12 protein-coding genes are annotated in these 12,356 nt (G+C 63.1%); 3 read left to right on the forward strand and 9 right to left on the reverse strand.

Annotation, left to right across the window (positions count from 1 at the left end; all coding sequences use genetic code 11):
* Positions 1–19: 19 nt before the first annotated feature.
* The 6 genes from RX327_RS20675 to RX327_RS20700 form a co-directional block, all read right to left on the reverse strand.
* A complete protein-coding gene (locus RX327_RS20675) occupies positions 20–274 on the reverse strand; it encodes a hypothetical protein (RefSeq protein WP_028331979.1) in 255 nt (84 codons plus the stop codon).
* A 361-nt stretch (positions 275–635) separates the two neighbouring features.
* Entirely contained in the window at positions 636–836 is a 201-nt protein-coding gene (locus RX327_RS20680) for a hypothetical protein (protein WP_028331978.1), read from the reverse strand.
* A gap of 303 nt (positions 837–1,139) precedes the next feature.
* On the reverse strand, positions 1,140–1,886 hold the full coding sequence (locus tag RX327_RS20685) for a Crp/Fnr family transcriptional regulator (protein WP_317246951.1): 747 nt from the start codon (positions 1,884–1,886) through the stop codon (positions 1,140–1,142).
* Positions 1,887–5,057, reverse strand: a complete 3,171-nt coding sequence (locus RX327_RS20690; protein ID WP_317246952.1) for a CheR family methyltransferase — start codon at positions 5,055–5,057, stop codon at positions 1,887–1,889.
* Between the two features lie 364 nt (positions 5,058–5,421).
* Entirely contained in the window at positions 5,422–5,691 is a 270-nt protein-coding gene (locus tag RX327_RS20695) for a hypothetical protein (protein ID WP_028331974.1), read from the reverse strand.
* Positions 5,691–6,701, reverse strand: coding sequence for a chemotaxis protein CheB (locus RX327_RS20700; protein ID WP_050385370.1), 1,011 nt, complete (start codon positions 6,699–6,701; stop codon positions 5,691–5,693). The genes RX327_RS20695 and RX327_RS20700 overlap by 1 nt, the downstream gene beginning before the upstream one ends.
* Between RX327_RS20700 and RX327_RS20705 the strand changes: the two genes are divergently transcribed.
* Entirely contained in the window at positions 6,676–7,224 is a 549-nt protein-coding gene (locus RX327_RS20705) for a response regulator (protein ID WP_317246953.1), read from the forward strand. The two genes, RX327_RS20700 and RX327_RS20705, sit on opposite strands and share 26 nt — an antisense overlap.
* A gap of 119 nt (positions 7,225–7,343) precedes the next feature.
* A complete protein-coding gene (locus tag RX327_RS20710; RefSeq protein ID WP_244482219.1) occupies positions 7,344–7,523 on the forward strand; it encodes a hypothetical protein in 180 nt (59 codons plus the stop codon).
* A 417-nt stretch (positions 7,524–7,940) separates the two neighbouring features.
* On the opposite strand, the gene RX327_RS20715 is transcribed toward RX327_RS20710, so the two are convergent.
* The 3 genes from RX327_RS20715 to RX327_RS20725 form a co-directional block, all read right to left on the reverse strand.
* Positions 7,941–8,120 (reverse strand): hypothetical protein, encoded by a 180-nt coding sequence (locus RX327_RS20715; protein WP_028331971.1) that lies wholly within the window; start codon positions 8,118–8,120, stop codon positions 7,941–7,943.
* A 236-nt stretch (positions 8,121–8,356) separates the two neighbouring features.
* Complete coding sequence (locus RX327_RS20720) at positions 8,357–8,551, reverse strand: hypothetical protein (RefSeq protein ID WP_028331970.1); 195 nt, start codon at positions 8,549–8,551, stop codon at positions 8,357–8,359.
* Between the two features lie 394 nt (positions 8,552–8,945).
* Positions 8,946–9,293 (reverse strand): response regulator, encoded by a 348-nt coding sequence (locus RX327_RS20725; RefSeq protein ID WP_028331969.1) that lies wholly within the window; start codon positions 9,291–9,293, stop codon positions 8,946–8,948.
* A gap of 650 nt (positions 9,294–9,943) precedes the next feature.
* Here RX327_RS20725 and RX327_RS20730 point away from each other — a divergent pair.
* On the forward strand, positions 9,944–12,355 hold the full coding sequence (locus RX327_RS20730) for a phosphoketolase family protein (RefSeq protein ID WP_317246954.1): 2,412 nt from the start codon (positions 9,944–9,946) through the stop codon (positions 12,353–12,355).
* Position 12,356 lies beyond the last annotated feature (1 nt).

Below are 12,356 nucleotides of genomic sequence, written 5' to 3' on the forward strand. Positions count from 1 at the left end.
CGACGCGCGACCAGCACCGTTAGTCGTCGTCCCAGTCATGACCACGGATCACGAAGCCGCGGTCGCGGTAGTAGTCGCGATGATGGTTGTACCAGCCGTGGTGCCAGCCCCGGTCATGCCGGTATACGTCGACGCGCGGGCCACCATAATATCGATCCCCGTAGTAGCCGTGGTCGCGGCCGACATAGATGCCCACACCCTGCGCGCTCGCAACGGTCGGTGCCGCTATCGAGAGTGCCGCAACCGCGGCAAGAGCGTAAGTAAGCTTCGTCATGGCATCCTCCTTTCTAGTACGCCGTGATAACAACCGTCGTCCGCGCATGTTGCAGGAACAGGATCGGAACTTTCCTGAACGTTCCTTCACCATCATGGCGGCTGGACGTGACCGGCGGACCAGATCGAGGAGCCATCGACGCGCTCCGCTCGACCGCTGTGGCTCCGCTCCCACCTGTTCGACACAAGTGACCCCAGCTCAGAGGTGAAGAGCTGGGGTCGTAGCGGGGTTCTCCTGGTTGCGCTGACGGCCGGTCGGCGCGTCAGCTCGCGAGAGCATGCGCGTCGCAGTCGGTTCCGGCACTAACGTCTGCAAATGTGCGACGCACAATCGTGCCGCTGCGATTGCCCGATCAGACTGCTTAGCGCCACATGCTCGGGGCGGTGCGCAACGCGGCCTGGCCTGCGATGCGCAGCTCATCGATTGACGAGCGTCCCTCGCGAATGGCCTGCAGCAATCCGGAAGCGACGTTGGTCCGCTTCGTCGTATCCGAGCGCGGCACGCCTCCGCAGACCTCGTCGAGCACCGCGCGAAGCACTGCCGCCGTCTCTCCATCGAGCATGATTGCCTCCCTGCCCTCGTGGATTGAACCGCATCGTAGCGCGAGACCGCGCGAGAGGAGTTCAAGTATGTTAACAGTCGTATCCAAATCTTGCGCGGCCGACCGTCGCGCTGTCTTCGTCGTGACAAATCACTGTCATGTTCAGATCGTCAGTGCGCTCTGCAAAATGACGCGCGCCCGCGTCAGTCCCGCTGCGACATTTCAAGGATCGCGTCGGCGAATGCCTGCGGCGCCTCATGCGCCCGCCGCACCCGCATCCGTCGCGATTTCAGGGGGAGCAGCATAGAGCCGGCTTGCCGCGTCTCAGCCGTGCCGCTTGGTGTGCAGATAGTCGGCCGAAAACAGCGCCGTGTCCTTGAGCAGCTTCAGGTCCTTGATCATCAGCGTACGGTCGCGCAGCACGATCAGCCCCGAGGCGCGCAGCTCCTGGAGCGTGCGGTTGAGATGGACCACCGACAGGCCGGTGGCGTCCGCCAGGTCCATCTGCGTCACCGGGAACAGGCAGGAATCGCCGTCGATCATTCCGATCGGCAGCAGGCGCTCGTAGAGTTCGCACAACAGATGCGCGACACGCTCCAGCGCCACTCGCCGCCCGATATTGACCGTCCATTCCCGCTGGATCGCGCTGCTTACCATGGTTTCGCACCACAGCGCCTCCTCCAGCGTACGGTCGCTCGCAAGCAGCTGCTCGAACGCCGGACGCTTGATGTCGGCATAGGTGACCGGGGTCAGTGCGCCGATCGAATGATCCATCACCGACAGCAGATAGACGCAAGCGTCGCAGCTCTCGCCGGGAAAGATGAAGTTGACGATCTGGCGCCGGCCGTCCTCGAGCGTCTTGTAGCGGCAGAGCCAGCCCGACAGCATGATCCTGACGCTGTCGACCGGATCGCCTTCGGTGGCGAGGTCTTCGCCCGGGCGGGCGCGATGTAGCCCCTCCTGGATCGCCTGCTGCAGCAACGCGATCCCGCGTTCGGACAATTGCCGCATGGCGTTGAGCCGCCGGATTACCGGCTGCGCCAGATTTCCCTCGAGGATCGGGGGATGCATCTAGCTCCCCATGCTCGGCGTATGGATGGCTTGCGGGCTCATTGGTATCGCAATCGTGCAGCGGAGTCCCGACGGATTGAACTCGAGCGTGGTCTTGCCCTTGAACTCGAACGCCAGCGTTCGCTCCAGGAGATCAGACCCAAATCCCCTGCGGCGCGGCGGCGTGACCGCGGGTCCGCTGCGTTCGTGCCAGTCGAACACCAGTTGTCGCGGCTCGGCCGCATCATCGATGCGCCACGAGACGTCGATGCGCCCGGCGGTCTGGCCCAGCGCGCCATATTTCAAGGCGTTGGTTGCGAGCTCGTGGATCGCCAGCGCGAAGGTCTCCGCGGCCTTGGGCTGCAGGCGGATCCTGGGACCTTTGACCTTCAGTTGCTCGTCTTCCTTCGCGTTGTACGCAAGCAATTCCTCGACCACGAGATATTCGAGGTCGACGCCGCCTTCGGGATCGCGGGTGACCAGCGCCTGGGTCCGGGCGAATGCGTTCAGCCGGCCGTCGAGATGCGAGGCATATTCCTCGACGCTCGCGCTGGTCTCGGCCGAGCGGCGCGCGATCGAGCGGACCACGCCGAGCGTGTTGCGGACGCGATGCTGCAGCTCGGCGAGCAGCAGCCGCTGCCGTTCCTCCGCCCGCGTGATCGCGGTGACGTCGATGAAGGTGATCACGACGCCGGCGATGAAATTGTCGATGCTGCGATACGGCAGGATGCGCACGATATAGCGCGTGCCGCTGTCGGGCGCGGTCACCTCGCGCTCGACGCTCGCAAGGGTACGCAGCACGCGGCGAACGTCGTCGTAGAGCTCCTCGATCGGAATGCGCGCCTTGATGTGGGAAATGGGGCGGCCCACATCGGTTTCCACCAGGTGCAGGATTTGCGTGATCGCCGGGGTGAACGTCATCACCCGCAGATCGTTGTCGAGGAACACGGTCGCGATCTGCGTGCTTTCGAGGAAATTCTTGAGGTCGCTGGTGGCGCGGGTCAACTCCTGGACGCGGTGCGCCAGCTCGCCGTTGACAGTGGTCAGCTCTTCGTTGACCGACTGCAACTCCTCGCGTGAGGTCTCGAGCTCCTCGTTGGCGGACTGAAGCTCTTCGTTGAGCGACTGGTATTCCTCGTTCGAGGATTTCAGCTCCTCATTCGTGCTTTCGAGCTCCTCGATGGTGGCCTGGAGACGCTCGCGCGTCGCGCGCAGCTCGCTCTCGAGCCGCTCGACATGCTCGGTCCTGACCAGAATGTTGGGATTGGTTTCGGCGTGCTCCGCCTGCCGGATCGGGCCATCCTTGAACAGGACGACGAAGTTGCGATGACCGGCAGGGCCGTCCTGGATCGGCTCGACCGTGATATCGACCAGCACGCGATGCCCGTTGACGCCGAGTTGCACCTGCTCGGCATGGGCGGCCTCATTGATTTCCGCGGCACGGCTGAGCGCCGTGCGCAGCTCCAGCCTGAGATCTCGATGCACGAGTTGCAGCAGATCGAGCGTCGCCGTGCCTGCGGTCGGCTCGATATAGCGGCCGGTGCGGCCGGAGAAATGCAGGATATGAAAGTGGTCGTCGGTGATCACATAGGCCGGCGCATAGCGCTCTGCGATGCGTTGGGCGCGCCGCTCGAGGCCGACATCGTGACCAACGGCGCGCACCGGCGGCACGTCGATCGCGGCCCGCCCGGTCGCCGTCGTGATCGGAAATTCGGGCGGCAGCCGCATTCCGGTGTCGAGTTTCCTGAAGATGCGTGCACGGCGGTCGATCGGCACGAACAGCTTCGGATGCCGCGTCACGTTCTCGGAATTGCCGAGAAACAAATAGCGGTCGGGCAACAACGCGAAGTGGAACAGCGGGATCACACGGTTCTGAAGCTCTGCGTTGAGGTAGATCAGCAGGTTGCGGCACGAGACGAGGTCGAGCCGGGAGAACGGCGCGTCCTTGATGACGTTGTGCTGGGAGAAGATGCACATCTCGCGCAGCTCCTTGACCACGCAATAGGTGTCACCCTCGCGCACGAACCAGCGCGCCAGACGCTCGCTGGTCATGTCGGCCTCGATGGAGGTGCGGTAGCGGCCGACCCGTGCGGCGGCCAGCGCGCGGCCATCGATGTCGGTGGCGAAGATCTGCACCTGCGGCGCCGAGTCGAGACCGGCCATATGCTCGCGCAGCAGGATGGCGATCGAATAGGCCTCCTCACCCGTGGCGCAACCGAGCACCCAGACGCGAACCTGCTGGGCCGCGCCCTTGCCTTGGAAGATCTTCGGGATGATCTGGGTCTCCAGCACCTCGAACTCGCGCTTGTCGCGGAAGAACTCGGTGACTCCGATCAGGAGATCGTTGAAGAGATGCTGCACCTCATCCTGGTCGTTGCGCAGGAACTCCACATAAGCGGAGATATCGTCCATCTGGACCACTTGCATGCGCCTTTGCACGCGGCGCAGGAAAGTGTTCTGCTTGTAGCCGTGAAAATCGTTGCCGGTCTTGTTGCGCAGGATGTCGGCGATCCGCGACAGCGAGGTCGCGGCCGCGGCCAGCACCTCGTCGAACCCCTGCTTCTCCTCCAGGCGTCGCAGATGGCGGGCATAGAGCTGGATGTGCTCGGGAATCTCCTCCGGCGGCAGCACGTAGTCCGCGATCGCGGCGGCCGAATTGCCTTCCTCATGCGGGTTGGATTCGCCCTCCCCGATGCGCTCGGCGATCGCCAGGCCGCCATGATCCTTCAGGGTCGCGACCCCGAGCGTGCCGTCGCCACCGGTGCCGGCCAGCACCACGCCGATCGATTCCTCGGCGCGCTCCTCCGCCAGCGACACCAGGAAGCTGTCGATGGTGGCCCGCTCGGCGCGCGCCTGCTCGGCGCGCCGCACGGCGAAACGGTCGCCATGAACGGTGGTGATCATGTCGGACGGACACAGATGGATCACGCCGCCCTCGACGAGCTGTCCGTCGCTGATCTCGGACAGTCGGGCGCCTTCCGATCGCTGCAACGCCTCGCGCAACCGGGTGTCCTCTATGGCATCCCGGTACTGCAACACAAGCACGACGGCCTGATCCGGATTGAGCCTCAGTTTCGAGAAGAACCGCTCGATGCTGTCGAGGGTGCCGGCGGACGCGCCCACACCGATGATCAGCGGCGCCTTGGACTGGCGCTCTTCGTCTCCGCTCTGGGGTTGGCCAACATCATCCATGATTGCAGCGGCTCTCATTCTCCTGCTGGCGTCTCGCCCGCGTCTTTTGATAGCAGAGTTTAGTCCTATCCCAACGGGATAGGTAGGAATTCTCCAACCTCCCGGGAACCTCGAATCCGGGATCGATTGCTCTCCAAAACCGGAAGGGTCATAGTTAGGTGATGGCAGCCGACCCGACCATAGATGGATCCGGAGAGCTCGCGGCCCTGATCAGGCGCGCGGAACGGGCGACCGCAGAAGCCCATCGCCTCATCGACGAGAATGACCTCTGGCGCCGGCGCGTCCTCCAGCAGTTTGACCACATGTTCGAACTTGGAGCGGAGTTCAGGGCAGCGAGGCGCGTGCCCGATCCTCCTCCCAGGCGCTAGTGCCGTGTCACCCGCTCCTCGAGATATGCGACCCGCTGCACGATCAAGGTTCGATGCCGCTCCCACTCGATTAAGGTCTGCTTGAGCAAGCCGACCAGCCGCTCGGCTTGCACAGTGTCGTGACCGGCCCGTTGCAGCCAATCCAGCAGATCCTGCTGGCTGCGCAGCCGCCGCCAGCCCTCCTCGATGTCGATGTCCGCCTTGACCAGCAGCTCGCGCTCGGACCGCAACTGTTCGGCCCAGTTCGCATGCTCAGCGCTGGCCATCACGGTTCCTTCCGCGCCGGTCGTTTCGGATCGAGTGATTGTAGCATGACTCGCCGGATCATATCGGCGTATTCGCGGTATTCAGCGGCGCGCGCGTCATACATTTGCGCGATCGCCGGGCGACCGCTCTGGCGGCCGTCATCGGCCATGCGGTGCACCAGTTCGGCGCGCTCCTCGATGATGCGGAGCGCGACCCGGAGCGCCTCGTCGACCCGGCCTTCCTGCTCCTTGGCGAGCGCGTCGGCCGTATAGGCGTGACCGACCTGACAGCGAAATCGCAGCGGGTGCCCCACCTTGAGCTCGGAAAGGACGCCGCCGCACCCTGGACAGGTCAGGGGCGCGGGATCGGCAATTTCGACCAGCGTATCGCTGCCGACGCGCTCGCCCGCCGCGATCTTCACCTCCAGCACGATCTCGGGCGGGATCGGCAGCACCGCGCCGGCCCGTTCCCGGGCCAGTTCGGACAGCACATCGCCAAGCCGTGCACCCGGGATACAGAGATCGACCGTGGTCGCCTCCAAGGCCCTGAGCGGCATTTCGTCGGACATCGCGTCCCGGGGCTCCTGAACCAGCGCAACTCCACCGCAGCGCTTGATCGCGTTCAGGCCCGCCGCGCCGTCGGACAGCAGGCCGCTAAGCACGACGCCGATCACCCGCGGTCCGTAGTGCAGTGCGGCCGAGCGAAACAGCGCGTCGATCGCCGGCCGGACCAGATTTTCGCGTGGCCCGCGGCCGAGCATCAGGTGGCCGTCCTGGATCAGCAGATGGTGGTCCGGCGCCGCCAGATAGACGTGACCATTTTCGATGACCATGCCGCTTTCCGCCTGCCGGACCGGCAGCTTGCCGGCGGCGCTCGCGACCGTGGAGAGAATGCCGATGCCGTGGGACGGTATGTGCAATACGACGAAGACCGCGGCCGGCAGGTCCGTCGGCAGTCGGCCCAAAATCTGCTTCAACGGTGCCGTCGCCCCAGCCGAACCGCCGATGACGATGATGTCGCGATTGGACATGGAACCTGCCTTTTCCGACATTATTTGCAACAAGACGAGCATTCGTCCTATGTTCCAATTTTGCGACGATATCACGCCGGGTACGGCCGGAATCGACATGTCTGAATTTGCACCTTTGCGCGAACGCTCACTCCTGACCGGACGGCGCGTCCTGATCGTCGAAGACGAATATTTCCTTGCCGACGACATGCGCAGCGCGCTGCGCGCGCTCGGTGCCGATATCGCCGGGCCGGCCGGCGACATCGACGATGCGCTTCGTATCCTTCACGATGGCGGCGTGATCGATGGTGCGGTGCTCGACGTAAACATCCGCAAGCAGATGATTTATCCGGTTGCGCGCGAGCTGCAGGCGCGCGGCGTGCCGATCGTGTTCACCTCGGGATACGACAAGATCGTGCTGAGCACCGAGTTCGCGGACGTCCCGCTGTGGGAGAAACCGTTCGATCATCGCGCCATGGCGCACGGGCTCGCCGGCATGATCCTGCACGGCGATCCCATGAACCAGATTGATCCGCAGGCTTGACCACCCGTCTCACGACGCCTCCGGGCGCGAATATCCGCTCGAGCATTTGCAAATGTTAGTGCGGAGATCTGCAGAGAGCCTCACGATACTGCAGTGACGATATCGGACGGGGGTGCGTAATGACCGAGATCGAAAGACGTATCGAGCTGCTGGAGCAGACGGCCGCAGAACGCGCGCTGATCGCCGACCTCTCGACCGTCACGGAAACCCGCATCCGTAACGCCCAATTGGCAGACGAGTTGCGCCTCGTCGTCGCGCAACTCAGGACCTTGAGGCCTGGTGACGCTCATATTGTCTGATTGTCTCGGCTAACGATCTCCGGCGAACCGGCGGCGTGACGCATCCTCCCATCGTTTTCAGGAAGGACAGCGACACTGCACGATTCAACAGATCGGATCGCGGAATGCCGGCAACTGGCCGACGAAGCCGACCGCAAGGCCTCGACATCCAGCGTCGAAACGACGCGCAAGGATTACGAATTGTTGGCGCGATCCTGGCGACGATTGGCGCTGAGCTACGAATTCTCTGCGCTTCTCGAACGCTTCATCAAAGCCCGCTAAAGCATGATCCGGAAAAGTGCGAAGCGGTTTTCCGAAAAGATCATGCTCAAACAAAGAGCTAAGGCGCGATGACGATTCAACCTAATCTCATCCCGCTTTGGTCGGCCTACCGACCGATCGGGACATTGCCCGTGCCCGGCCCCACCAGCGAGAGCCCTACGTGCTGTTGTCGCGGTGAGCTTTGATCTCCATGCGCGCGCTCGCGGAATTACGCACCGATTGCCGCAGCTCGGCAAGCTGATCGTCTCGCTGATCGGCGAGCGATTTCTTTTGTGCGCGCAAAGTGTGACTTTCTTCGATGGCAAGCTGAGCGCGGGCGAACAGGGGATCGATCATCGGCGAAACATGCCACTCGATCGCTGCGTCCGCCCTGTCATGGGATAAGTCGGGGGCAGGTTTACCCAGCAAGCGGTGCGACAAACATATCAGTCCATGAGACTTCGAAAATTGTTCGAGCGCACGTTCGGCGCTCGCATCGATGCGGGCTCCATAGCCTGATAGTTGGCGAGTTGGTCCCCGTAATTGCCATCCCGCATGGTTCCGCCTCCGCAAGGTTGCGAAAGCAACGCAAGTTAGGATTTCAGGTTCCCGTACTGGCTTTCCTCTTGCGGAAAGGGTTCCTGCGTTTTACGGCCCAGAAACGTGCTGGCGGGACTTTCGGCGAGGAGTTTGCGTGCGTGGCCGACGACCCGGCTCGTCCGCCGGGCATCGTCCAGATCCGGATCGTGGGAATTGGAAAGGCGATAGATGTGCCGCTCGTTGGGCATGGGCGCGCTCCCTGGTTATGCAGGCGGGAGCACAATCGGTCTCTCAGCCACCGACGCCTACGGCAGAGCCTTGGCCGATGATGAGGAGACAACAAACCTCGGCCAGGAAAGTTGCCAACAAAGTGCTGTGTTGGGAACCACAGCGCAAAACATGCGGTGTCGTCCCTGCGAAAGCAGGGAGCCGTAGCCGCCGACGTCAGTTGGCTTGCTGTGCTGGAGCCACAGCCTGTGTCAACAACGCAGCCCTGTGGTTATGGGTCCCTGCTTTCGCAGGGACGACGTGTGGAAAGAGCAGCGAGCTCTCATTCTCTTTGGTGCCATTGCGCACGGGGGGCCGGGACCCAACGCCGCTGCGCATCCCGGCGCGCCCATCGATCAGCGTTCAGCTCGCCAGCTATCCGGCGACGTTCATCTGCTTGCACAGCATCCCGAGAGCTTCCGCACACCCGCGCGGCTTGGTCACCACCGGGAGATGCGCATACTTCTCGGGCAGCGTGCTGGCGTCGTAGCCGGTGTACAGGGTGACCGGTGTTCCCATCGCAAGCAGGGCATCGATCAACTTGTAGGACGAGGTTCCATTGACGTTGATGTCGATCAGCGCGCCAGAGGCTCCGGAAGCGTGCGGGCGGGCTTCGTCGATCGAAGCGAACGGGCCGACGACGTGATAGCCGGCCTGTCGTGCCAGCGCGGCACAGTCATCGGCAATGAAATACTCGTCTTCCACGATCAAGATCGTACGCATAGCAGCACCTCTGCCAGTTGCGCGGATGATCGAGGTGTTAACGTTGTCGCGCTGGTTGGGTTTCCCGACGCGCGCCGTTCCGCGCACCTTCAGGACAGCGACTATGGCCTATTTCAGAGGGCGGGGTATTTCGACGCCGAGGTGGGACTGGTCCCGTTTTCAGGCACACGCCGTCAGCTACCGGCCACCAGCAACCCAAGGTACAGCCAGAGTACAATTGTCACGGTCATCGTTGCTGCGAAAAAGTAGCGGTCGATGAGATTCATCAACTGTACCTTCGGCTGACTATGGCGGATATCGAATCGCGGTCGAAACATCATTCGCTGTCGCTTGTCATCTCTCTGCCTGGTTCCGGCATTTACATATGAGAGATCGGTGATCCCGCCCGGAGATGCCTTGTTTGCCGATGTCGAAGAACAAATCAGTCGCCGTCACCGCTAGGCTGTGCGGATGCGCCGCTCCAAGGCGGCAAAGGAAGGAACGAGGATCGGCGCCTGCGGTTGGAGCCGGCGAACGCAATGCATCAGCCAAGAACCGCCGCCACTATCGCTGCCCGACGTCCCGCCCGGCCTCGCCATCAGTCGAGCACGATCATCACCGGACGGATCAACCTGTAGCTGTTGTGATTGTTTTGGGAAGGAGTTGGCTCCATGAAGGCAACGATCGAACAAAGAACGACCGCCAGCAACCTCGATCTGCTCGATCGCTATTGGCGCGCCGCCAACTACCTCTCGGTCGGGCAGATCTACCTGCTCGACAATCCGTTGCTGCGCGAGCCGTTGCGGCCCGAGCACATCAAGCCGCGTTTGCTCGGCCATTGGGGCACCACGCCCGGCCTGAACTTCATCTATGCCCATCTCAATCGCGTGATCCGCGCGCTGGACCTCAGCATCATCTATGTCTGCGGCCCCGGCCATGGCGGCCCCGGCATGGTCGCCAACACCTATCTCGAAGGCAGCTACAGCGAGATCTATCCCGACATCGGCCGAGACGCGGACGGTCTGCGCAAACTGTTCCGGCAGTTTTCCTTCCCCGGCGGTATCCCAAGCCACGCGGCACCGGAAACGCCCGGCTCCATTCACGAAGGCGGCGAGCTCGGCTACGCGCTGGTGCACGCCTATGGCGCGGCATTCGACAATCCTGATCTGATCGTCGCATGCGTGGTCGGCGACGGCGAGGCCGAGACCGGCCCTCTCGCCGCGTCCTGGCACTCGAACAAGTTCCTGAACCCGGCGCATGACGGCGCCGTGCTGCCGATCCTGCATCTCAACGGCTACAAGATCGCAAATCCCACCGTGCTCGGACGGATGGGCGACGAGGAAATCCGCAGCCTCTTTCGCGGCTACGGACATGAGCCGCTTTTCGTCGAGGGCGACGATCCGATGCCGATGCATCGCGCCATGGCTGCCGCCCTCGATGACGCGCTTGCGGCAATTCACAAGATCCAAACCGAGGCGCGAGGCGGCAAACGATCGGAGCGGCCGCGCTGGCCGATGATCGTGCTGCGCAGCCCGAAGGGCTGGACCGGCCCGAAGGAAGTCGACGGCAAGAAGGTCGAGGGCTTTTGGCGCGCGCATCAGGTACCGATCGCGCAAGTCCGCGACAACCCCGCGCATCTCAGGCTGCTTGAAGACTGGATGCGCAGCTACCATCCCGAGCACCTGTTCGACAAGGATGGTGCGCTGATCCCGGAGCTCCAGGCCCTCGCCCCGACCGCGAACCGCCGGATGGGCGCCAATCCGCACGCCAATGGCGGCCTTTTGAAACGTGAGCTCCGGCTGCCGGATTGCCGCGCATTTGCCGTCGACGTGAAGCATCCGGGTCAGACGGTCGCCGCAGCGACCCACGAGCTCGGAAAATACCTGCGCGATGTCCTCAAGCTGAATGCGGATGCCGGCAATTTCCGCATCATGGGGCCGGACGAGACCGCGTCGAACCGGCTAGATGCCGTGTTCGAGGCCACCGAGCGCGTCTGGATGGAGCCGATCGAGCCGTATGATGTCCATCTCGCTCAAGACGGCCGCGTCATGGAAGTCCTCAGCGAGCACCTCTGCCAGGGCTGGCTGGAGGGCTATCTATTGACCGGACGTCATGGCTTCTTCTCCTGCTACGAGGCCTTCATCCACATCGTGGATTCCATGTTCAACCAGCATGCCAAATGGCTGAAGGTCACGCGCGACCTGCCGTGGCGGCGCCCGATCGCCTCGCTCAACTATCTCCTGACCTCGCATGTCTGGCGCCAGGACCATAACGGCTTCAGCCATCAGGACCCCGGATTCGTCGATCTTGTCGCCAACAAGAAGGCGGACATCGTCCGCATCTATTTCCCGCCGGATGCCAACACGCTGCTGTGGATTGCCGATCACTGCCTGCGAACCTACGATCGGATCAATGTCATCGTCGCCGGCAAACAACCGTCCGCGCAATGGCTTTCGATGCAGGACGCCGCCACCCATTGCGATGCCGGCATTGGCATCTGGACGTGGGCCGGAACCGAGGATGCCACACGCGAGCCCGATGTCGTGATGGCTTGCGCGGGTGACGTTCCGACGCTGGAGACGCTCGCCGCCGTTGATCTGCTGCACAAGGCCCTCCCCGACCTCAATATCCGCGTGGTCAACGTCGTCGACCTGATGACGCTGCAGCCGAGGCAACAGCACCCTCATGGCCTCAGCGATCGCGACTTCGACAGCCTGTTCACGCGCGATCGCCCCGTCATATTCGCCTACCACGGCTACCCATATCTGATCCACCGGCTCACCTATGGCCGGGCCAATCACGACAACATGCATGTGCGCGGCTTTGCCGAGGAAGGCACCACGACGACGCCGTTCGACATGGTCGTGCTCAACGGGCTCGACCGCTATCATCTCGCGATCGAGGCAATCGAACGCGTACCGGGTCTGGCGACCAAGGCCGCACAGATCAAGCAAGGATACCGGAACGCCTTGATCGCGCATGCGCGATATGTGCGCGAGCATGGCGAGGACATGCCTGAGATCCGCGACTGGGTCTGGCCGAACAGCGCTGGCGGCGCCACCCCTGCCAAATCCGGCGGTTGAG

It is taken from the genome of Bradyrhizobium sp. BEA-2-5 (assembly GCF_032918025.1).
GTDB classification, from domain to species: domain Bacteria; phylum Pseudomonadota; class Alphaproteobacteria; order Rhizobiales; family Xanthobacteraceae; genus Bradyrhizobium; species Bradyrhizobium pachyrhizi.